Here is a 20,580-nt window from a genome sequence, read left to right as displayed (position 1 = left end):
TTCCTTGCCCTCGGCCCGCCCTGGGTGTCAGTGGTGGTCGGCGGTGGCGAAGTCGGGCAGTTCGGTGGAGAGCAGGTCGGCGGCGGCGCCGTCGAGGAGCCGGGCCGTCTCCGTGGAGCGGGGAAGCATGGTCTTCTCGTAGGCGCGGACGGCTTCGCCGACGGTGCCGTGGCGGACGAGGGCGAGGGCGAGTTCGCAGGCGTCCAGCAGGGCGAGGTTGACGCCGACGCCGAGCGGGGGCATGAGGTGGGCGGCGTCGCCGAGGAGGGTCACCGTGGGGTCGTGCTTCCAGGTGTGCGGGACGGGCAGGGCGAAGATCGGGCGGTCGACGTAGGGGCCGTCGTTGTCGGTGATCAGCCGGCGCAGGCGGGGTGACCAGTCGCGGTAGCGCTCCAGGAGGCGGGCGCGGATGCCGTCGGTGTCCTGCGGGGTGAGGCCGTCGGCGGTGATCCAGTCGGCCGGGACGCGCTGGATGAGGTAGACGCGGATGTGGTCGCCGCTGTTGCGCTGGGCGAACAGGCCGCGATCGCCGTCGGCCGCGGCGGCGCCGCCCTGGCCGACGAGTTCGGCGATGTCGGGGTGCCGGGTCGTGACGTCGTGGAACCAGGCTTCCAGGAAGCTCACGCCGGTGTACTGAGGGGTGGCCGGGGAGACGGCTCGGCGGACCGTGGACCAGGCGCCGTCGGCACCGACGACGAGGTCGGCCTCGACGGTGGTGCCGTCGGTGAAGTGCAGCCGCCGAGGTCCTTCGGCGGGGCCGTCGACGGAGCGCAGGGTGTGGTTCCAGTGCACGGTGCCGGGCCGGAGCGAGCCGAGCAGCAGGTCGCGCAACTGGCCGCGGTCGATCTCCGGCTTGAACCGCTCGTCCGGCTCGGGGACGTGGTGGAAGAGGACCGTGCCGGCCGGGTCCAGCTGGCGCATCTCCTGCCCCTCGGGGCGGGCCAGCTCGAAGAACTCCTCCAGGAGGCCGGCTTCGCGCAGGGCGATCTGGCCGTTGTCGGCGTGCAGGTCGAGAGTGCCGCCCTGGTCACGGGCGTCGGGGCCGGCGTCGCGGTCGTGGACGGTGACGGCGATGCCGTGCCGCTGGAGGATGCGGGCGCAGGTGAGGCCGCCGGGGCCGGCGCCGATGACGGCGATGCGGGGTGCGGGAGTGGTGTGCACGGTGTGCTCCGTTCGTTGAGCGCGGTCCCGGGAGGGGAGGGAGCGGCCGGGCGGTGCCTCGCGGCCGCCGCCCCAGAAAAGCACACCGGCTCAATAAGTGCAACAACTCAACTTTTGAAGCGAGTCAACCGGAGAGATAGGATGCCGGCATGCCCAGAACGACGACCGACACCGCGACAGGCCCCTCCCCCGCACCCGTGGGGCGCCGCGAACGCAAGAAGGCCGCCACCCGCCGGGCCATCGCCGACGCCGCGCTGCGCCTGTTCCTGGAACGCGGGTACGACGAGGTCGGCATCCGCGAGATCGCGGACGCCGCCGACGTGTCCACCACCACCCTGTTCAAGCACTTCCCGGTCAAGGAGGCCCTCGTCTTCGACGAGGAGGCCGACCGGGAGACCCACCTGCTCGCGGCCGTCCGCGAGCGCCCCGAGGGCCGGTCCATCCCCGCCGCGCTGCGCGAACACGCCCTGACCACCCGGCTGCTCTCCGCCGACGGCGACGCCCGCTTCACCGCCTTCACCGACCTGGTGACCCGCACTCCCGCCCTGCTCGACTACGGCCAGAAGATGTGGCTGCGCCACACCACCGCGCTCGCCCGGGTCATCGCCGAGGAGAGCGGCCGCCCCGCGGACGACCCCGCCTGCACCGCCCTGGCCCACTTCGCCCTTGAGGCCCCCCGCGCGGCCTACCCCTACGCCACCCCCCGCGAGGTCGTCGACCGGGCCTTCGACCTTCTGGAGGAGGGCTGGAACGCGCTCGTACGGAGCGAGGAGTGAGCGTGGATCCCGCCGCCCTTCCACCGCGGGGAGGGTGCCGGTTCGCCCTCCCCGACGATCAGGCGGTTCGCCCTCTGGCCTCACCGATCCGTCTGTCCAACTCGGCGTCCGATGCTGCCTGTTCGCGCACACCGGGGTCATAGCCGTTCCACTCCCGCAGAGCGGCGCGTACCTGCTCGTACTCCGCCCAGACGGTCTTGCCCGGGCCGTCCGGGCGCGGGTGCCAGTCCCAGCGGGTCGCGAGCTGTGACACGAGGAGCAGTCCGCGGCCGGTCTCGTCGGTGACGTCGGCCTCCTCCGTGGCAGTGGGGCGTCGGGGGTGGCGTTCGGTGCGGGTGTCGGTGACCTCCACCCGCACGGTGCGGCCGTCGGGGGTCGCCCGGAGGCGGAGGTGGAAGTCCCGGCCGGGGACGTGGCCGTGGCTCACGGCGTTCGCGGTGAGTTCGGCGACGATCAGCACGATCGCGTCGTGCGGGTCGGTGCCGTACGGGATGCCCCACGCGTCCAGGCGGACAGCCGCGAGGCGGCGGGCGAGGCGGGCTCCGCGGGGTGTGGACGTGAAGCGCATCCCGAAGGTGCGGTCCGGTGGCGGGGGCGCCTTCAAGGGGGCGCAGGGGGCGGCGGGTTGGGTGGTGCCGGTGGGATTGATGGGTTTTGTCGTCACGCCCCTCACGGTCCCGCCGGTCGCGTAGCGTGACCAGTGGTGACGCAGCGACAGGGGGCGGCTGTACCCGAGGTGTACGCGCGTGTCGGAGCCGCGCGCCGTGACGGCGTCCCTTGCGGGGGCGTTGAGCGAGAGAAGGCGGTGGTGGACATGGCGGAGCGCGCGGGTGCGGAGGCCGGGGCCGAGGCGGTTCCCGGGGAGCGTGAGAACGACGGCAGTGGCGCGGGTGCGGCGGTCGTGAGTCTCAGGGACGGGTGGGAGAACGACGACGGGGCCGGGCGGCGGCCGGAGGACGAGGCCGGGCGGGGTGTCGTGGTCGCGTTCGGGCAGACCATGAAGACGCTGCGGGTACGGGAGGGGCTGGAGCGCGAGGAGTTCGGGCGGCGGCTCGGGTACTCGGCGTCCACCATCGCATCGTTCGAGCAGGGGCGGAGGATTCCGACACCGAGGACGATCGAGCGGGCGGATGAGGTGCTGGGGGCGGGCGGGCTGCTGTGCCTGTGGAAGGAGCAGGTGGAGCGGGCTCAGTATCCGGTGTTCTTTCAGGGGATGGCGGTGCTGGAGAAGGAGTGCCTTGAGCTGCTGATGTACGACACCCAGGTCGTCAACGGGCTGCTCCAGACCGAGGAATACATGAGGGCACTGCTCGCGATGCGGCGTCCACCCCTGGACTCGGAAACGGTCGAGCAGCGGGTGACTGCCCGGCTGGCCCGGCAGGACATCTTCGACCGCAAATCGGCCCCGCTGCTGAGCTTCGTAGTGAACGAGGCGGTTCTACGGCATCGGTACGGCGGCACGGACGTACTGCGGGGGCAGTTGGAGATCATTCTCCTCGCCGGCCAGAAGCAGAACGTCGAGATCCAGGTCATGCCGACCGAGTGCGAGGAGAACGCAGGCGTGAACGGACCGTTCACGGTGGTCACCAGGAAGGACGGCAAGAAGTTCGTCTACACGGAGACGCACACGACCAGTTCTCTTGAGACCGACCCGGAACAGACGGCTCTCGCGGCTGCACGCTATGGGATTATCCGATCACAGGCTCTCAGTCCGCGGGAGTCGACGAAGTTCATCGAAGGGTTGCTGGGAACGCTATGAACAACGCTGAGTCCTCCCCCGCCGCCTCCGACCTCGCCTGGTTCAAGAGCAGTTACAGCGGAACCGAGGGCGGTCAGTGTGTAGAGGTCGCGCCCGGTACAGCAGTTGTACACGTCCGGGACTCCAAGGCCGCCGCCGGGCCCATGCTCGCGGTGTCACGTGAGGCTTGGGCGGGTTTCGTCGGGCTGGCCTCCTCGGAGCGGCGCGTCTGACGCTCGTACGACCGTGAGGGCCCTGCCGGCCAAGGCCCAGGTCGGCAGGGCCCTCACGTTCAGTCCTCCGGAACCCCCTTCTCGGACCACTCGTCGGCGATGTGCTCCCTCTGGCGGAGGACCAGGTCGACGGCCTCCTTCTGCTGGTCCTGTGGTCCAGGGGCGCTTGGTGATGCTGCCCGGCCGCCCGCCGGTCAGTGGGTGTCGGTGCGCTTCTCCAGGCGGGTGCCGTCGCGGAGGGTGATCGACATCAGGTCGCTGGGGGCGTCCAGTTCCAGGCGGTGCCAGCGGCCGCGGGGGACGATCGCGGCGGTGCCCGCCCGCAGCCGCACCATGTCCTCGGCCCCGCCGGGCGTGGTGGGGCGGAAGTAGAGGCGGGCACCTCCGGTCAGGCAGCACACCGCCTCCTCCGCCTCCGGGTGCATCTCCCAGTGGTCGGCGTGGACCTCGGTGTCGGTCTCCACGTGGAACGTGGCGATCTGCCAGGCACCGGAGCCGCTGCCCGTCATCTGCCGTTCGGCGGCCCGGACATCGCCGTCGGGGTGGACGTGCAGCGCCGAGGTGAACAGGTCGATGGGGGCGGTCGTCATGACGGAGTTCCTTCCAGCCGGTTCGGTTCGGGAGTGGTGGGGCGCGGGACGGGGGTGACGGCTCGGCGGCGCGGCAGTACGCCGACGGCCACGACCGCCGCGAGCACGAAGACGGCGGCGGCGACGGCCAGGCCCAGGGCGTAGCCGTCGTTGAGCGCGGCGGGGTCGGCGGTCGTGCCGGTGTGGTGCGCGGCGATGGTGGCCAGGGCGGCCAGGCCGATGCAGCCGCCGAGTTGGCGGGAGCTGTTCATGAGGCCGCCGGCCATGCCGGCCTCACGCGGGGCGACGCCGGTGGTCGCGGCGGCGGCGACCGGCGCCAGGACCAGTCCGGCGCCGACGCTGGTGACGAGGGACGGGCCGAGTACGTCGGCGAGGAAGCTGCCGTCGGGGCTGATGAGGGCGAACCAGGCCAGGCCTGCGGCGGCCAGCAGGGCGCCGGGCACCAGGGACGCACGGGGGGTGCGGGAGGCGGTGAGGCGGGTCGCGACGACGGTTCCCGCGACCAGACCCAGGGAGAAGGGCAGAAACGCGGTGCCGGTCGCCGCGGCTCCCATGCCCAGGACCTGCTGCATGTACAGGGAGACGAAGTAGAACGCCGTGAACTGCCCGGCCGCGGCCAGGAACACCAGCACGTTCGCGCCGGCGACCCAGCGGCTGCGCAGCAGGCCGAGGCGGAGCAGGGGTGCGGCGGCCCGCGCCTCGGCGAGGACGAAGGCGGCGAGCAGCACGGTCGCGGCGGTGAGGGTCGTCCACGTGACCGGGGAGCCCCAGCCCAGGGTGTCGGTGCGGACGACACCGAGCACCAGCAGCCCGACTCCGCCCGTCGCCAGGACGGCGCCCCAGGTGTCCAGCCCCTCGCGCCGGGCGGACGGGGTCCCGGCGGGCACCCCCGTGAGGACCAGCCCGAGAGCCACCGCGACGATGGGCAGGTTGATCAGCATGATCCAGCGCCAGCCCGCGTACTCGGTCAGCAGGCCGCCCGCCAGGACGCCCAGCGCGCCGCCCGCGGCGTTCACCGCGCTCCACACTCCCAGCGCCCGGACGCGTCGGGGGCCTTCGGGGAAGGTGGTGGTGAGCATCGCCAGCGCGGCCGGCGCGGCCGCGGCGGCGCCCAGGCCCTGCCCGGCGCGCGCGGCGATCAGGTGCCAGGGGTCCTGGGCCAGTCCGCCCGCCAGCGAGCACAGCCCGAAGACGGTCAGCCCCAGCACGAACATCCGGCGCCGCCCGTACAGGTCGCAGGCGCGGCCCCCCAGCAGCAGGAACCCGCCGAACGTGAGCGCGTACACGTGCACGACCCACGACAGGTCGAGCGGCGCGAATCCCAGCGCCGTGCGGATCGCGGGTAACGCGACGTTGACCACGGACATGTCCAGGGCGACGACGAACTGGGCGACGGCCGCCGCCGCCAGCACCACTCCGGGCCTCCCGCGAGAGTTTTTATACATGTAAGAAAACTTAGCGCCGGGGTTCGCCGTTGTCGACACCTGGGGAATGATGGGGGGCATGCCGCAACCGTCCGCACCGCGCAGAACCCTGGGCCGGCCTCCCCGCATCTCCCGCGAGGTGATCATCGGGACGGCCCGCCGGATCGTGGAGGAGGGAGGTGTGGACCGGCTGACCATGCGGCGGCTGGCCACGGAGGTCGGCAGTACGCCGATGGCGCTCTACCACCACGTCCGCGACAAGGAGGAACTGCTGGTCCTCCTGCTGGACGACTACGCCGCCCGGACCCTGCGCCGGCCGGAACTGCCCGCCGACCCCCGCGAGCGGGTCGTGGTGGCCGCCGCCGCGATCCACGAGGCGCTCGCCGCCTGCCCCTGGATCGTGGAGGTGCTGACCGCCGACGACCTGCTGTCCACCAGCGCGCTGTGGTTCGTCGAGCAGATCGTCGACGGCCTGGTCGGATGCGGCCTCTCCCTCGACCGGGCCGTGCACGGCTACCGTGCGATCTGGTACTACACCGCCGGAGAGATCGTGGTCCGGACGACGGCGGCCCGGCGGCGCGCGGACGACGACCGTGCGACCTACCGGGAGCAGGTCTTCGCCGGTCTCGACCCGAGCGAACTGCCCCGCCTGGCAGAGGCCGCGGACCGCTGGGCGCCGCTGACCGCCGAGGACACCTACCGGGACGGGCTCCGGGCCCTGGTGGACGGCCTCCTCGCCGGCCGCTGACGACGCCTCACCGGCGATGTGTCCGGCCGTCGGCGCCACATGAGCGGGGCCGGCGGGTCCCTGACGCGGCCTCCGCGGGGCGTCTCCCCTGACGGGCGGTCCCCGCACCGGCCACGCCGTCAGACGGTGACCCGTACCGTCTCCACCCAGCCCGGGGGCTGCGGTGCGCCGTCGCCGATCAGGGCCGCGATCAGGCGGCACGACGGGGTCTCGTCCGGCCAGGGGGTGAGCCCGTCGGTGAGGACGATGACGATCGAGGGGCGGTCACGGGCCGCGAGGGCCGCGTCGATGCCGACGCGCATGTCCGTGCCGCCCCCGCCGCCGAGGGTGACCTGCTCGGTGGACGTCACCCGGGACACGGCGTGCACGTCGGCGTCGCAGGCCAGGACGGTGACGCGGTTGCCGCGCACGCCGACCTCGCGCAGCACGCCCGTGATCTCGCCCAGGGCGGCGGCGAGTTCCGCGTCGCCCATCGAGCCCGAGGTGTCGACGACGACGGCCACCCGGGGCAGCGGACGGCGCAGACTGGGCAGGACGACGCCGCGCAGCGCCGGGGTGCGGCGCGACGGGCGGCGGTAGGTGTAGTCGATGGCGCCCGCTGCCCACGCGGCAGCCTCCCGGACCGCGCCGGACAGGGCCTGCCGCCAGTCCACCGTGGGTTCCAGGAGCTCCTCGGCCCAGCGCTGCCAGCCGGCGGGCAGGGTGCCGCGGGCGCGCTGGTGGGCGCGCATCGCCTCGGCGGTGTGCCGGCGCAGCGCCTGGGCCTCGACGTCGCCGAGCGCGGCGGGGCCGGCGGATCCGGGGAGGTCCCAGGGGGCGGGGCGGCCGTGGGCACCCGATCCGCAGTCGTGTTCCCGTACATGCGGGGGCAGTTGCGGCAGGTACGCCTCGAAAAGCTGCCCTTCGGGGAGGCCGAAGAGGCGGGGCTCGACGCGTCCGGCGGGCAGGCGCAGGCCGTCGGTGAGGAGGTCGTCGTTGATCTCGCAGTCCTGGGCGACGTTGACGCGGTACCGGTCGCGCTGGTCGGCGGCGGGGAGCCGGCCGGCCCGGCCGTGGTGGTCCCGGAGGAGGTGTGCCACCTCGTGGATCCAGACGCCCGCGAGTTCCTCCACGGGGGTCGCGTCGACGAAGGCGGGCGACACGTAGCAGCGCCAGTGGCGGTCCACGGCCATCGTCGGCGCGTCGGGGCTCGGTACGACGGTGAGGGCGTACAGGGCCGAGGCCAGGTAGGGACGGTCGTTCGCGGCGCGGTAGCGAGCGGCGAGCAGTTTGGTCCTGTCCAGGCGGTTGCGGGCGGCGTCCGTCATGCTCGTGGGTCTCAGCGGCTGCCGGGCAGGGCCCCGGACATGTGCAGCAGGTCCAGGAAGCCGTCGATGCCGGGCGGTACGGGCCAGTCGAGATGCCGCATCGAAGCGAGGTCGGTGGCGGCGCGGGCGGCCACGTCCGGTACGCCCGCGTCCACGGCCTTGGCCAGGACCACCCAGCCGGCCTCCCAGCGCGGCCGGGTGAGGTCGCTCTGGATGGCGGCCACGACCGCGATCAGGAAGGCGAGTTGGCGGTCGCCGCGCTCGGGCAGGGCGAACGCGTCGGGGTCGGCGAGGACCCGCTCGGGGTCGGGCAGGTCGAGGTGTTCCAGGTACGACAGCAGTTCGATGCCCGCGCCGTCCCCGACGGCACCGGTGAGCGCGGCGGCCGTCGCCTCACGGCCGGCGCCGGTCGCGTATCCGGTCGCGAGCAGCCGCAGCGCCATCTCCCAGGTGCGCGGGGACGGCCAGGAGCGGCCCCGGCTCTCGGCGTCGGCGGGAATGTGGTGGACCAGGCCGGGGCGGGCGGTGAGGAAACCGGAGACCGCGCCGCGGGCCCGTGCGACGGCACCGGGCACCTTGGCCGGATCGACCGCCGGAACAGCCACCTCCGGCCAGGTGCCGGCCATGCCGCGGGCGACCGTGGCCGGGTCGTGGGTCCAGTCGAGGTGGACGAAGCGGTTGGCGAGCGGCGGGCTGAGGTGCCAGCCGTCGGCGGCGCTGGACGGCGGGTTGGCGGCGGCGACGATGCGCACCGCGTCGGGCAGGACGAGGCTGCCGACCCGGCGTTCGAGGACGACCCGCAGCAGCGCGGCCTGCACGGCCGGGGGCGCGGAGGACAGTTCGTCGAAGAAGAGCAGGCCCTGTCCGGCGCGGGTGAGCCGGACCGCCCAGTCGGGCGGGGCCATCGGCACGCCGGTGGTGGCCGGGTCGTCACCGACGATCGGCAGTCCCGCGAAGTCCGACGGCTCGTGCACGCTGGCGATGACCGTCTCCAGCGGGAGGCCGAGCCCGGCGGCCAACTGCTCCAGGCCGGCGGACTTGCCGATGCCCGGTTCACCCCACAGCAGGACGGGCTGGTTGGCCGTCACGGCCAGGGCGAGCGCCTCCAGTTGGGGGTTGGCGGCGGGTTCGGTGCGATGCGTGCGCAGCCTGGCGACGAGGTCGTCGGCGGCGGCCAGGGGAGCCGGCGCGGTGCGGGAGGCGGAGTCGGTGCTCAAAACGGCGGTTCCTTGCTGTACGTGCCTGGTCCGGGATTGACGGGCTCGGGCTCGGGCTCGTCGAGTTCGGACTAGGACTCGGACTCGTCAAGCTCGGGCTCGGGCTCGGGCTCGGGCTCGGACTCGTCGGGCTCGGCAAGTTCGTAGTCGTCCGCCTCCTCCTCGTCGTCGCGGTCCATGTACTCGTCCCACCACTCGGCCCCGAGACCCGGGTGCTCCTCCCGGACGCGCTTCCGGAGGAAGGCCAGATCGGAGCGCTTGTAACGGCGGATGACCTGGGCCAGCGACAGCTCCATCTGGTCTTCCACGTCGATCCGGGCGCCGGCGGCGAGGAGTGCCTCCACCAGGGCCCGGGAGCCGCCGTCGTTGACCGCCACGAACAGCGGTGTGCGGTCCCGCCGGTCCCGGGCCTCCAGGTCGAGCCCCGCCGCGAGCAGCCGGGGCAGCAGCGGCTCGTGGTCGAGGAGGTGCAGTACGTGGAGCAGCGAGCGTCCGGCGGCGTCACGCACCCGGGGGTCCACGCCGGCGTCCAGGAGGTGGAGCACGCCGTGGGTGTCGCCGTGCTGGGCACGCAGGAACAGGTCTTGCCGCTGGGCACGCAGCGCCTTCGGCAGCCGGCCGTCGCCGGACGCCCAGGTCTGCTCGACGGCGAAGCACCCGGCGACGGCGCCGCCGAACGCGCGCAGGGCCCGCTCGCGCTGCTGCTCCTCGTCGCTGTGCGGCATACGGAGCAGACCGCCCGGGCGGAAGCCCACCTCGTGCCATTCACCCCGGCAGCGCACCCGGACGGGTGCGGGGACGTCGGGACCCGGCGGGCCGCCGGTCCCGTCGGCCACCCGGAGGCCGGGGAACAGCGCCTCCCGGACCAGCGGATGCAGATGTTCCGGCTCGACCCCGCCGACGCGCAGCAGGTCGAGGTCGGGGAGCCTGCGCCAGAGCGCCTCGGCCAGGAAGGGCACGTTCTTGACCTCCCCGTGGTCGACGGTCCGCACCCCGAGGCCGGTGGCCGTCGGCTCCAGCAGGATGCGTGTGCGCCAGTCGCCGACGAGGAGGAAGCGGTCGCCGACGCCCTCGTCCATCAGCCGGCGGACCTCCCGCTCCAGACGGGTGTGGTCGAGCGCGAGCCGGCCGAGGAGCCCCTTCGGATCGGCCCGGTACCAGCCGGGACCGCCGGACGGGGGCGTCAGGTCGGCCTCGATCCCGGCCGCGGTGAAGGCCGCCTCGACCTCGCCCTTCTGGTGCAGCAGGGTGACCCACTCGGCCCGGGCCGACGCGTCACCGGGGCCGGGATCGGCGGTGGGCAGTTCGTCCGTGCGGCGCGGCCGGCCGTCGGCGTGGAAGAAGGGGGGCCGGTCGGTGCCGCCGCCGCACCGTTCGCGCAGTCCGGCGGTGTGCCGCGCGTCCCACAGGTGCCGGGCGTACCGCCAGTCCTCGGTCGAGGGTCCGAAGACGCCGGCGGTCTCCTCGCCGGTCACGGTGCCGAAACCCAGGGTGACGCGCTGCGGGCCCTGCATCATCGCGGGCGTGGTGAGGTGCAGGTACGGCGTGGAGCGGGGGCCTTCGCCCGCCCGCACCGGCCGGTAACGGGCGAGGACGACGGTCCGGTCGGTGTCGAGGGTGGTCCAGCCGCCCAGCACCCGGGGCAGGTGCCAGCGCACCAGGTCCGGGACCAGGTGGCGCAGGTCGTCCTCCAGCGCCTCGGCGACGTCGTCGCCGCAGTGCTCGGCGACCTCCGGCAGGTCGATGTCGACGTCCACGCCGGCCGCCGCGCACGCGCCCCGCCAGTCACCGGCGGTACGGCGTTCCGTCGCGCGCTCGATCATCGTCCGGGGCACGGCGTACCGGCGGATCCGCCGCCGACTCGCCGCCTCCTCCGGTGGGAAACAGGGGAGTTCGGGGCGGCGGCTCACCGGTAGACACTTCCTATCGCGCGCAGGTCGGGGTGGGCCCCGGCCAGGGGCCGCAGGCGCTGGGTGAAGGACCGCTTCACCTTCCGGGGCAGTCCCGGACCCAGACCGACGTACTCCAGCGGTGAGCCGTCCGGCACCGCCGCCAGCAGGGACTTCGCGCCTCGGCCGGTGAGTCCGGTGTGGCACAGCTCCAGCCGGCGCAGCGGGCTGCCGGGGAGGGCGGCGGCCAGGGCGCGGGCGCCTTCGTCGCCGGTGGCGTTGGCGGGGGCGCCGAGGCTCCGCTCGGACATCGGCCGTCCGAGGTCGAGCGTCTCGATGGCGCCCAGGGCGTCGGCGAGGGCGCGTGCGCCGGCGGGGCCGATGCCGTTGCCGCCCAGGCCGAGGCGTACCGGCCGTCCGGCGTCGGCGGCGGCTGCCGCGAGGACGGCGGCGCCTTCGTCGCCGAGGTGGTTGGCGGGCAGGTACAGCTCACGTACGCCCGCCTCCCGGATCAGCGCCGCCAGCAGGCCGGCGGCGTCGGCGGTCAGGCCGTTCCCGCCGAGGAAGAGGCGTTCCACCGGGCGCGGGCGGCCGGTGAGGGCGTCGAGCAGGGCGCGCAGACCGCCGGTGGTGACACCGGTGTTGACCAGGTCGAGGGTGCGCAGCGTGGTGTTGCGGCGGAGCATCGCGGCGAGCGCCACGGCTCCTTCGTCGCCCACCGGGTTGCGCTTGAGCCACAGGGCGCGGACGGTGTCGTCCGCGGCAAGCGCGTCGGCGAGGGCGGCGGTGCCTTCCGGGCCGATGCGGTTGCAGCCGAGGTAGAGCGTGTGCAGGCCGTGGCCGTCGGTGAGCGCGCGGGCGACCGTCGACGCCCCTTCGTCGCCGATGGCGTTGGTGCCGAGGAGCACGTGCCGGGCGTGCGGCGAGGCGGCGGCGACGGGCATCAGCCGGGCGGCACCGGCTGCTCCGAGGCCCTGCTTGCACAGGTCGACGCGGCCGTCCGCGCGGAGGGTGCCGAGCGGGAACGCCTCGTCGGTGTCCACCGCCCGGGCCGACCTCAGCCGGGCCAGCAGCGGGTCCAGGCCGGCGGGGTCACTGATCGGGATGTCCGGGTGCTCGATCGCCGGGCAGCGCACGGGTGTCGGCTGCGTCATCACCACTCCACCGGTCCATCGCCGGTGTCCGGCTCGCCGAGGGCGGCTCCGCCCTCCGCCCGCCCGGGACGGACCGACGCCAATCGACGTTCCTCCACGACAAGGGTGGCAAGGCCGGTCGGATTCGAACCGACGTCCTCCGGCTTGATGCGAGGGCGCGACGACCTCTGCGCTACGGCCTTGCCGTGGAAGATCATAGCGGGATCGGACACGATGTCGATCACTTGTTTGAACGAGATCCTCTGCGTGCGGGACGCCACCACCCCTCGACCGCCCACGAGGGCGACGAGCCCGATGCCGCTCCGCCTCGGCCCCTGTGTCGCGGGCCCTTCACACCGCTGGCCGTTCAGCGCGGTGACCGGGGTTCCGGCCGGGTGGGCGGGCCCGAGAAGCCGTCCGGCTCACAGACCGTGTTCGTCCATCAGGCGCATCAGGTTCCGCTTGCGTTTCCGGGTGGCGCGCAAAACGGTGAGGTAAGCGGTGAACTCGTCTTCGGTGCCCAGGCGGCGGTGGCAGTCGCGGATGCTCAGCAGCAGGCCGACGAGCCGCTCGTAGACCTTGTTGCCGGTCTCCTCGGTCAGCGGCTCGGCCAGGCGCAGGTAGACGCCGAGCGCGTCGGCGGGACGGGCGGCACGGGCCTGGTCGGCGAGTGCGAGCCACTGCTGATCAGAGGCGCCCGTGCCGGTGGCGGCCTGCCAGGCGGCGTCGACGTCCTTGTCGTCGAGCAGGGCGTCGACCAGGACGGGGCCTCCGTACCAGCTCTGTCGCGGCCGCTCCGCGTCGGCGCGCAGCAGGGCGAGGGCTCCCTCGCGCTCGGCCGGCCAGCTGTCCGCGGCCCGCGCGGCGGCGCGCAGCTGCTGGTACGCGAACAGTGAACGGCGGGCGCCGAAGTGGTCGCGGCGCACGGCGACGACGTCGGCGGTCCGGCCCGCCCGCGCATAGCGGTCGCAGAGGTGGTCGACGAGGGCGGTGTCCACGGCGGAGAGGTCCCGGGCGTCCCGGATACCGCGTTCCGCCCACTCCAGGGCCTCGTCGAAACGCCGGGCAGCCTCCAGTTCGCGGGCGATGACCAGGTGGGTGTGGCCGTTCGGCGCGAGATCGGCCGCGTGCACGGCGATCACCGCGTCGACGTTTCCCCCGGCCTTGGCCAGACGCTCCATCAGGTACTTCTCCGCCCAGCCGCGGCGGTTGCGCCGCCACGCCTCGACGGCCAGCTTCCGCAGGACGGCCATGCCCTCTTCGCCGAGGACGTCGTCGTAGTCGAGCGGATCGATGTCGGTCAGGCCGTCGTCGGCGTCGCCGAGCACATGGCCGGCCAGCCAGTGTGCGAGCTCCTCGGGGTCGGGGTGTGCCGCGCGGCACGCGTCGAGGTGGGCGTCGGCGAGGCCCGCGCCGATCTGCCCGAGCCGGCCGTCGGAGTCGTCGACGCTCTCCACCGCCTCGGCCAGCAGCCGCATCGCCTCCCGCGCCAGAGTGATCGCGTCGGCGGCCCGGCCCGAGCCGGTCAGCGCGCCGATCGCGGACACCGCCTGCCGTGCCTGGTCGGCGTAGGCGCGGGCATCGGCGTACTCGACGTAGCCGTACTGTGCGAAGGGGCCGATGTCGAGCAGGTCGCGGATACGGGACCGGACCGCGGTGAGGTCTCCTCGGGCGCTCGCGGCCCGTAGTTCCAGGCGCCGCCGCACCTGCCGGTCCTCGTCGACCTGTTCCCGCAACAGGGCGAGCAACTCGTCCTTGGACAGGGCGGACAGCCACCCGTCGAGGTCCCGCGCGCGCTCCCGGGCCGCCTTCCGCTGCCGCGGCAGGCTCCCCGGCCGGGCGAGCACGGTCAGACCGAGGGCGACCAGGTGCTTGCAGAAGTTGCCCTCGAGACCGTACGGGCAGTCGCACGCGCCGGACAGCCCGCGGGGCCCGTCCAGGGTCAGCTCGACCTCGTACCGCTCCGTCCCTTGGACCCGCGCGGTGATCCAGCCGTCCCCCACCTCGATCCCGGACACCGCGTCGAGATACCCGAGGGCGCGTTCGAAGGAACGGGCACCGGCCAGCGTCCTGAGGTCCGTCTCGGTGAGGCCTCGCATGGTTCTTTTCCACCCTGCCATGGTGGTGCCGGTCGATGCCCCCAGCCTAGTGGGGGCCGAGGCGGCGAACCGACGACTTCGCCGGGTACGCCCCTCAACTCGCCCGACTCCAAGGGGCGGTCGGCCGTTCACGCGCGCCTCCCCGGGCCCCGTGGGGTTCGCGCTCCTGGGCTGCCGCCCCGAGGATCTGACTCTCACAGCCCGTCGGCTCCGTCAGGCGCCCGGCCCGCCGGTGTCCCGCGGCCGTCCGGTCAGCCCGGCGTGACCGGCAGTACGTCGGGGGACAGTGCCGCCGCGTGGGCCGTCGCGGCGGTCATACGGCGGCGGTGGTGGCGGCGGCACAGGACCTCGTAGCCGACCTCGTCCGCGGAGCCGGTGACGTCGCCGACGACCACCTGGGCGCCCTCGACGACCATGACGCCGCCGACCGTACGGGCGTTGTGCGTGGCGCGGGCGCCGCACCAGCACAGGGCCTCCACCTGGAGCACCTCGACCCGGTCGGCCAGCTCCACCAGCCGCTGGGAGCCGGGGAACAGCTTGGAGCGGAAGTCGGTGGTGATGCCGAAGGCGTAGACGTCGAGTTCCAGGTCGTCCACGACCCGCGCGAGCTGGTCGATCTGTTCCGGGGCCAGGAACTGCGCCTCGTCCGCGATCACGTAGTCCGCGCGGCGGCCCTTCGAGAGGTGGTCGACGAGGTACGCGTACAGGTCCGCGCCGTCGCCGACCTCGACCGCGTCCGTGACCAGGCCGAGGCGGGAGGAGAGCTTGCCCTCGCCGGCCCGGTCGTTGCGGGTGAAGATCATGCCGGTCAGGCCGCGTGCCGAACGGTTGTGCTCTATCTGGAGAGCCAGCGTCGACTTCCCGCAGTCCATCGTTCCGGAGAAGAACACCAGCTCGGGCATGGGAGGTCGGGCACCTTTCGGCAGAGGTCGCGGACGGGTCGGCAGGGGTTCAGGAGCGTACTTCGAGCAGGGGGACCAGTTGCTCGGCAGGGGTCATCGAGCCGTGGTTGCCGACCATCGCCGACTCCCTGGGCTCCCGCTCGGAGGCGATCAGCAGGACGTCGTCCCGTGCGGCGGCGACCACGTCGCCGATCCGGTGGTACACGCGCTCCTCGACCGCCGGACCGAACCAGCCCGCCTCGATCGCCTCGTCTCGCGAGGCCACCCAGAACCGCTCGCCGAGCACCTCGCGCCAGCAGGTCAGCACGTCGTCGGCGGCGCCCGGTACGGCGTACACGTGCCGGGCGCGGCCCTCGCCGCCTAGCAGGGCGACGCCCGCCTTCAGCTCCCAGTCCTCGTCGAAGTCGACGCGGTGGTCCTCGTCGAAGGGGATGTCGAGCATGCCGTGGTCGGCGGTGACGTAGAGCGCGCTGCGCGCAGGGAGCTGTTCGGCCAGGCGCTGGACCAGCCGGTCGACGTACATGAGCTGGCCGCGCCAGGTGTCGGAGTCGACGCCGAAGCGGTGGCCGGCGCCGTCGACCTCCGCGTAGTACGTGTAGACCAGGGAACGGTCTGCGGCGGCCAGCTGCTCGGCCGCGACGTCCATACGCTCCTCGCCGGACAGCCGCCCGTGGAAGCTGCCGCCGCTGAGCGCGACCTTGGTCAGCGGGGTGTTCGCGAAGGCCGGGGAGGACACCTGGGCCGCGTGCACGCCCGCGCGGTGGGCCAGCTCGAAGACGGTGGGGTAGGGCTGCCAGGGGCCGGGCGGGGTCCAGGGCTGCCAGCGCAGCTGGTTCATCAGCTCGCCGGTGTCCGGGTTGCGCACGGTGTAGCCGGGCAGGCCGTGCGCGCCCGGCGGCAGGCCGGTGCCGACGGAGGCCAGGGAGGTGGCGGTCGTGGCCGGGTATCCGGCGGTGATCGGGCGTCCGGTGCCGCCGCGCGAGGCGGCGAGCAGGGACGTCATGAAGGGGGCCTCGTCCGGGTGCGCCTTCAGCTGCTCCCAGCCCAGCCCGTCGATCAGGAACACGCAGTTCCGGTCGGCGGGGGTCAGCTCGGGGATCGCGGCGGTCGTACCGGGGACGGCCATGCCGGCGGCGAGCGTGGGCAGCAGGTCGGCGAGCGAGCCGGTGCCGTATTCGGGCAGGGGCGCGGAGCCGGGGGCGAGGGGGCGGGGGTGTGCGTCGTCCCAGGCGGTGGGGGTCGGGGGTGGCGCGGGCCGGGTGGAGGGTGCGGGCCGCGCGGGCCGCGCCGTGGAGGTGGACGGCGCGGGGCGGACGGGCGGGGCGGGGCGGGGAGCCTGCGGGCGGGGCACGGGCCGCGCGCCGGGGGCAGGCTGGGCGCCCGGCGAGGGTCGTGCGCCGGGGGTGGGCTGTGCCATCAGCGTGTCTGGTCCGCGGTCGCCTCGGACAGGGCCTGCGCGAAGGTGAGGGCCTGGCGCACCGTCTCCGGGCCGTCGCCGGCCTCGCTGACGCGCAGGCTCAGGTCGTCGGCCGTGGAGCTGCCCGTGTAGCCGTGGTCGGCCTCGCAGTTGGGGTCGCCGCAGGCGGCCGGCTCCAGGTCGATGCGGGAGACGGCGCCCCAGCCGATGGTGAGCACGATCTCGCGCGGCAGCGTGCCCGGCTTGTACGACTCCGGGTTGGCGACCACCCGGCTGACCACGATCGACGAGATCCGGCCGAGCTTGACCGACTCCGTGGACGTGGTGGCGTACGGCGTCGGGGAGGTGCTGTCCGCGGCCTGCTCGTCGGTGTGGCTGACGATGAAGCGGTTGCCGGTGAGGACGAGCACGGTGACGTGCCGCCGCACCTCGTTCGAGTCGAACGTCGTCTCCTGATGGACCAGGTACGACCGGACGGGCTCGCCGCCCACGGCGGCCTCCACCGCCTCGGCCACGAGGGCCGGGTAGTAGCCGCTGCGCTCGATCGCCGCCCGCAGCCCCTGGGTCGTCGTACTGGTCTTGGCCATGGGCCCCATCCTACGGGGGACCACCGACTGCGAGGCACCGCTCACCGGCGCCGGTCAGTACGCGGGGAGGGTCCGCGGGCCGAGGTCGTCGCGGGCGGGCGGCGGGGCGAGGCGTACGGAGGCGCCGAGGACGCTCACGCCGCGCGGGGCGACGACCACCGGTTCCAGGGTGACCGCGACGACCTCCGGATGGTCGTGGACCAGCCGCGACACCCTCAGCATCAGCTCCTCCAGCGCCGGGGTGTCGACCGGTGCCGAGCCACGCCAGCCGAACAGCAGCGGGGCGGTCCGGATCGACCGCACCAGTGAGGTCGCGTCCCGGTCGGTGACCGGGATCAGCCGGTGCGCCATGTCCCCGAGCAGCTGCGAGGGGGGTCCGGCCAGCCCGAAGGAGAGGACGGCTCCGGCGGCGGGGTCGATGACCGCGCGTACGACGGTGTCGACGCCGCGCGGGGCCATCCGCTGCACCACGGGGCGCAGCTCCTCCGGGGCGCCGAACAGCTCCGTCAACTCGCTGTACGCCCGGCGCAGTTGTTCCTCGTCGGCCAGGTCCAGGCGGACGCCGCCCAGGTCGGCGCGGTGCCTCAGGTGGGGGGCGGTCGCCTTGAGGGCCACGGGGTGGCCGAGGGTGCGCGCGGCCTCGGCGGCGGTGCCGGGGTCCGGGGCGGGGAGGGCGCGGTGGACGTGGATGCCGTAGGTGCCGAGCAGGTCGCAGGTCGCGTCGGCGCCGAGGGTGAGGCCCTGGCCGCGCGAGAGGAGCCTTTCGATGAGGGCGGCGGCGCCCCGCTCGTCGATGTCGTCGTACTCCGGCACCTTGCCGGGCTCTGCGGCGTCCCGCCGCCACTGGCCGTACGCGACGGCCTGGCCGAGCGCCCGGACGGCACGCTCGGCGGCGGGGTAGGCGGGGATGAGGTGGGCGCCCTCGGGGGGCGGCGGGGCGGTCGCGGAAGCGGTGTCCGCCCGGGGCCGTGACGCCAGGGTCGGGGGCGCCGGGGTCGGGGGTGCCGGGGCCTGCGGGGCCGTACTCGTGGCGGCCGACAACGCCTCCGCGAGGCCGCCCAGTTCCACGTGGACCACCAGGACGGGCTTGGAGGGGGTCGCGGCGGCGGCCGAGCGCAGGGCCTGGGCCAGGGCCGCGTCGCCGGCCGGGTTCTCCCCCACCGCCGGGATCGCGGTCACGACGACCGCGTCGCTCGTGTCGTCGGCCAGCGCGCGGGAGAGCGCCGCGTGGAAGTCCGCCGCCGAGGCCGCGGTGGTGAGGTCCAGCGGGCGGTGCGGACGCAGGCCCTCGGCGAGGCAGGCGTCGTAGGTGAGCAGGCCCAGGGACTCGGAGTTGCCGAGGATCGCCACCCGGGGTCCGGCCGGCAGGGGCTGGCGGGCGAGCAGCAGGCCCGTGTCGACCAGTTCGGTGATGGTGTCCACGCGGATCACCCCGGCCTGCCGCAGCAGCGCGGACACCGTCGCGTGGGGCAGCCGGGTCGCCCGTACGGCGTGCCCCCGGGGCCCCGCTCCGTGGCGTGCGCCCTGGACCACGACCAGCGGCTTCGCCGCCGCGGTCCGGCGGGCGAGACGGGTGAACTTGCGGGGGTTGCCGATGGACTCCAGGTACATCAGGGCGACGTCGGTGTCGGGGTCCTCGTACCAGTACTGCAGGACGTCGTTGCCGGAGACGTCGGCCCGGTTGCCGGACGAGACGAAGGTGGACACGCCGGTGACGCCGGTGACGCCGCCGCCGCGCCGGTGCAGGCGGGACAGCAGGGCGACGCCGATGGCGCCGGACTGGGCGAACAGCCCGATCCGGCCCGTGCGGGGCATCTGAGGGGCGAGCGAGGCGTTCAGCCGCACGTCGGGCGAGGTGTTGATGACGCCGAAGGCGTTGGGGCCGATGATCCGCATGCCGTACGAGCGCGCCTGCCGTACGAGGGCGCGCTGGCGTTCGCGGCCGTCGGGGCCGGACTCGGCGTAGCCGGCGGAGACGACGACGAGCCCTTGCACGCCGTGCTCGCCGCACTCGGTGACGATCTCGGGGACCCGCTCGGCGGGCACCGCGACGACCGCGAGGTCGACGGGCCCGTCGATGTCCCGCACCGAGCGGAACGCGGCCACCCCGCCGAGTTCCTCCTCCCCTTCCCCCAGAGCCTTGTTCACGGCGTACAGCCGGCCGGTGAACCCGGTGTCCCGCAGGTGGTCGAGGACGCTGCGGCCCACGCCGCCGGGGGCGCGGCCGGCGCCGACGACGGCCACCGAGCCGGGGGCGAGCAGTCGCTGCACCGAGCGTGCCTCGGCGCGCTGTTCGCGCGCGTACTGCACGGCCATGGAGCGGTCGGTGGGTTCGAGGCCGAACTCCAGGCGGACGACACCGTCCTCGAAGCTGCGCTTCTGGGTGTACCCGGCGTCGGTGAACACCTTGATCATTCTGGTGTTGGCGGGCAGCACCTCGGCCGCGAACCGGCGGATGCCGCGCTCCCGCGCGACGGCGCCGATGTGTTCGAGGAGGGCGGAGGCGACGCCCCGGCCCTGGTGGGCGTCCTGGACGAGGAAGGCGACCTCGGCCTCGTCGGCCGGAGCCGAGGCGGGCGTGCCGTCGGCGCCGATCCGGTCGTAGCGTACGGTGGCGATGAACTCGCCGCCGATGGTGGCCGCGAGTCCCACCCGGTCCACGAAGTCGTGGTGCGTGAAGCGGTGGACGTCCTTGGCGGACAGGCGGGGGTAGGGCGCGAAGAAGCGGTAGTACTTCGACTCGTCCGACACCTGCTCGTAGAAGCTGACCAGGCGCTCGGCGTCATCGACGGTGATGGGGCGGACGCGCGCGGTGCCGCCGTCGCGCAGCACCACGTCGGCCTCCCAGTGAGCGGGATACTCGTGCCGGTCCGACGAGGTCTGCATGGGCCCCAGAGTACGGCTCGCGTACGACAACGGCGCGAGGCAGTCTGTGGTGGACGACAGCCGGGCCGAGGCCGCGGTCCGGCTGTCACCGGGAGCGGGAGCGAAGGCCCCTTCGGGCACGCTCCGGGCATGCTTCACGATGTGGGAAACTGGTCTAGACAACCCTGAACAGCGAAGGGCAGCAACACATGGCTGAGCGCCGCGTCAACGTCGGCTGGGCCGAGGGTCTCCACGCCCGCCCCGCCTCCATCTTCGTCCGAGCCGCCACGGCCGCAGGCGTCCCGGTGACGATCGCCAAGGCCGGGGGCGACCCCGTCAACGCGGCCTCCATGCTGGCTGTCCTGAGCCTGGGCGCCCAGGGCGGCGAGGAGATCGTCCTCGCCTCCGACGCCGAGGGCGCGGACGCCGCCCTGGACCGCCTGGCGAAGCTGGTCGCCGAGGGCCTCGAGGAACTCCCCGAGACCGTCTGAGGA

18 protein-coding genes and 1 tRNA gene are annotated in these 20,580 nt (G+C 74.0%); 5 read left to right on the top strand and 14 right to left on the bottom strand.

Annotated elements, in window-relative coordinates; genetic code table 11:
* Positions 1-27: 27 nt before the first annotated feature.
* Positions 28-1,161: an FAD-dependent oxidoreductase gene (locus IH50_RS0116885; protein WP_030862166.1), complete on the bottom strand. Its 1,134-nt coding sequence runs from the start codon at positions 1,159-1,161 to the stop codon at positions 28-30.
* A gap of 149 nt (positions 1,162-1,310) precedes the next feature.
* On the opposite strand from IH50_RS0116885, the gene IH50_RS0116880 reads away from it, so the two are divergent.
* The gene (locus tag IH50_RS0116880) at positions 1,311-1,937 is read left to right on the top strand and encodes a TetR/AcrR family transcriptional regulator (RefSeq protein WP_030862164.1); all 627 of its coding nucleotides are present in this window, start codon (positions 1,311-1,313) and stop codon (positions 1,935-1,937) included.
* 58 nt (positions 1,938-1,995) lie between these two features.
* Here IH50_RS0116880 and IH50_RS0116875 read toward each other — a convergent pair whose 3' ends face one another.
* Positions 1,996-2,601, bottom strand: a complete 606-nt coding sequence (locus IH50_RS0116875) for an ATP-binding protein (protein ID WP_324617145.1) — start codon at positions 2,599-2,601, stop codon at positions 1,996-1,998.
* A gap of 150 nt (positions 2,602-2,751) precedes the next feature.
* On the opposite strand from IH50_RS0116875, the gene IH50_RS0116870 reads away from it, so the two are divergent.
* Both IH50_RS0116870 and IH50_RS39820 read left to right on the top strand, forming a co-directional pair.
* Positions 2,752-3,696, top strand: a complete 945-nt coding sequence (locus IH50_RS0116870; protein ID WP_030862156.1) for a helix-turn-helix domain-containing protein — start codon at positions 2,752-2,754, stop codon at positions 3,694-3,696.
* On the top strand, positions 3,693-3,908 hold the full coding sequence (locus IH50_RS39820) for a DUF397 domain-containing protein (RefSeq protein WP_078913994.1): 216 nt from the start codon (positions 3,693-3,695) through the stop codon (positions 3,906-3,908). The genes IH50_RS0116870 and IH50_RS39820 overlap by 4 nt, the downstream gene beginning before the upstream one ends.
* 194 nt (positions 3,909-4,102) lie before the next feature.
* Here IH50_RS39820 and IH50_RS0116865 read toward each other — a convergent pair whose 3' ends face one another.
* Complete coding sequence (locus IH50_RS0116865) at positions 4,103-4,498, bottom strand: cupin (RefSeq protein WP_030862154.1); 396 nt, start codon at positions 4,496-4,498, stop codon at positions 4,103-4,105.
* Positions 4,495-5,943, bottom strand: coding sequence for an MFS transporter (locus IH50_RS0116860; protein ID WP_030862151.1), 1,449 nt, complete (start codon positions 5,941-5,943; stop codon positions 4,495-4,497). The genes IH50_RS0116865 and IH50_RS0116860 overlap by 4 nt, the downstream gene beginning before the upstream one ends.
* A 58-nt stretch (positions 5,944-6,001) precedes the next feature.
* Between IH50_RS0116860 and IH50_RS0116855 the strand changes: the two genes are divergently transcribed.
* On the top strand, positions 6,002-6,670 hold the full coding sequence (locus tag IH50_RS0116855) for a TetR/AcrR family transcriptional regulator (protein WP_030862148.1): 669 nt from the start codon (positions 6,002-6,004) through the stop codon (positions 6,668-6,670).
* A gap of 119 nt (positions 6,671-6,789) precedes the next feature.
* Here the strand turns inward: IH50_RS0116855 and IH50_RS0116850 are convergent, their stop codons facing one another.
* The 10 genes from IH50_RS0116850 to IH50_RS0116805 form a co-directional block, all read right to left on the bottom strand.
* Positions 6,790-7,977: a DUF2201 family putative metallopeptidase gene (locus IH50_RS0116850; RefSeq protein WP_030862145.1), complete on the bottom strand. Its 1,188-nt coding sequence runs from the start codon at positions 7,975-7,977 to the stop codon at positions 6,790-6,792.
* A gap of 11 nt (positions 7,978-7,988) precedes the next feature.
* Positions 7,989-9,194 (bottom strand): AAA family ATPase, encoded by a 1,206-nt coding sequence (locus IH50_RS0116845; protein WP_030862143.1) that lies wholly within the window; start codon positions 9,192-9,194, stop codon positions 7,989-7,991.
* 71 nt (positions 9,195-9,265) lie between these two features.
* Entirely contained in the window at positions 9,266-11,104 is a 1,839-nt protein-coding gene (locus tag IH50_RS0116840) for an ankyrin repeat domain-containing protein (RefSeq protein ID WP_051767340.1), read from the bottom strand.
* Complete coding sequence (locus IH50_RS0116835; RefSeq protein WP_030862137.1) at positions 11,101-12,237, bottom strand: hypothetical protein; 1,137 nt, start codon at positions 12,235-12,237, stop codon at positions 11,101-11,103. Before IH50_RS0116835 ends, IH50_RS0116840 begins: the two co-directional genes overlap by 4 nt.
* A gap of 106 nt (positions 12,238-12,343) precedes the next feature.
* Positions 12,344-12,419: transfer RNA gene (locus IH50_RS0116830), tRNA-OTHER, on the bottom strand.
* 219 nt (positions 12,420-12,638) lie between these two features.
* Positions 12,639-14,315 carry an SWIM zinc finger family protein gene (locus IH50_RS0116825; RefSeq protein WP_030862134.1) on the bottom strand — a complete coding sequence of 559 codons (1,677 nt, stop codon included), beginning with the start codon at positions 14,313-14,315 and terminating at the stop codon, positions 12,639-12,641.
* Positions 14,316-14,566: 251 nt separating this feature from the next.
* A complete protein-coding gene (locus tag IH50_RS0116820) occupies positions 14,567-15,217 on the bottom strand; it encodes a thymidine kinase (protein ID WP_030862130.1) in 651 nt (216 codons plus the stop codon).
* Between the two features lie 49 nt (positions 15,218-15,266).
* Positions 15,267-16,634 carry an alkaline phosphatase family protein gene (locus IH50_RS0116815; protein WP_234328180.1) on the bottom strand — a complete coding sequence of 456 codons (1,368 nt, stop codon included), beginning with the start codon at positions 16,632-16,634 and terminating at the stop codon, positions 15,267-15,269.
* Positions 16,634-17,230, bottom strand: a complete 597-nt coding sequence (locus tag IH50_RS0116810) for a DUF5998 family protein (RefSeq protein ID WP_030862126.1) — start codon at positions 17,228-17,230, stop codon at positions 16,634-16,636. The genes IH50_RS0116815 and IH50_RS0116810 overlap by 1 nt, the downstream gene beginning before the upstream one ends.
* Positions 17,231-17,275: 45 nt before the next feature.
* Positions 17,276-20,107: a bifunctional GNAT family N-acetyltransferase/acetate--CoA ligase family protein gene (locus IH50_RS0116805; protein ID WP_030862124.1), complete on the bottom strand. Its 2,832-nt coding sequence runs from the start codon at positions 20,105-20,107 to the stop codon at positions 17,276-17,278.
* A 188-nt stretch (positions 20,108-20,295) separates the two neighbouring features.
* Here IH50_RS0116805 and IH50_RS0116800 point away from each other — a divergent pair, with 188 nt between their 5' ends.
* The gene (locus IH50_RS0116800; protein ID WP_030862123.1) at positions 20,296-20,577 is read left to right on the top strand and encodes an HPr family phosphocarrier protein; all 282 of its coding nucleotides are present in this window, start codon (positions 20,296-20,298) and stop codon (positions 20,575-20,577) included.
* The last annotated feature ends 3 nt before the right edge of the window (positions 20,578-20,580 follow it).

The sequence above is a fragment of the Streptomyces sp. NRRL S-37 genome, assembly GCF_000721605.1.
Classification (GTDB): Bacteria; Actinomycetota; Actinomycetes; order Streptomycetales; family Streptomycetaceae; genus Streptomyces.
This window is presented reverse-complemented; position numbering and strand designations above follow the sequence as displayed.

Excerpts from the sequence above, each read along its gene's own strand:
- IH50_RS0116860 (WP_030862151.1), bottom strand. The coding sequence starts at position 5,943 with ATGTATAAAAACTCTCGCGGGAGGCCCGGAGTGGTGCTGGCGGCGGCG.
- IH50_RS0116815 (WP_234328180.1), bottom strand. The coding sequence starts at position 16,634 with ATGGCACAGCCCACCCCCGGCGCACGACCCTCGCCGGGCGCCCAGCCT.
- IH50_RS0116825 (WP_030862134.1), bottom strand. The coding sequence starts at position 14,315 with ATGCGAGGCCTCACCGAGACGGACCTCAGGACGCTGGCCGGTGCCCGT.
- IH50_RS0116835 (WP_030862137.1), bottom strand. The coding sequence starts at position 12,237 with ATGACGCAGCCGACACCCGTGCGCTGCCCGGCGATCGAGCACCCGGAC.
- IH50_RS39820 (WP_078913994.1), top strand. The coding sequence starts at position 3,693 with ATGAACAACGCTGAGTCCTCCCCCGCCGCCTCCGACCTCGCCTGGTTC.
- IH50_RS0116810 (WP_030862126.1), bottom strand. The coding sequence starts at position 17,230 with ATGGGGCCCATGGCCAAGACCAGTACGACGACCCAGGGGCTGCGGGCG.
- IH50_RS0116850 (WP_030862145.1), bottom strand. The coding sequence starts at position 7,977 with ATGACGGACGCCGCCCGCAACCGCCTGGACAGGACCAAACTGCTCGCC.
- IH50_RS0116800 (WP_030862123.1), top strand. The coding sequence starts at position 20,296 with ATGGCTGAGCGCCGCGTCAACGTCGGCTGGGCCGAGGGTCTCCACGCC.
- IH50_RS0116820 (WP_030862130.1), bottom strand. The coding sequence starts at position 15,217 with ATGCCCGAGCTGGTGTTCTTCTCCGGAACGATGGACTGCGGGAAGTCG.
- IH50_RS0116870 (WP_030862156.1), top strand. The coding sequence starts at position 2,752 with ATGGCGGAGCGCGCGGGTGCGGAGGCCGGGGCCGAGGCGGTTCCCGGG.
- IH50_RS0116880 (WP_030862164.1), top strand. The coding sequence starts at position 1,311 with ATGCCCAGAACGACGACCGACACCGCGACAGGCCCCTCCCCCGCACCC.
- IH50_RS0116865 (WP_030862154.1), bottom strand. The coding sequence starts at position 4,498 with ATGACGACCGCCCCCATCGACCTGTTCACCTCGGCGCTGCACGTCCAC.
- IH50_RS0116805 (WP_030862124.1), bottom strand. The coding sequence starts at position 20,107 with ATGCAGACCTCGTCGGACCGGCACGAGTATCCCGCTCACTGGGAGGCC.
- IH50_RS0116855 (WP_030862148.1), top strand. The coding sequence starts at position 6,002 with ATGCCGCAACCGTCCGCACCGCGCAGAACCCTGGGCCGGCCTCCCCGC.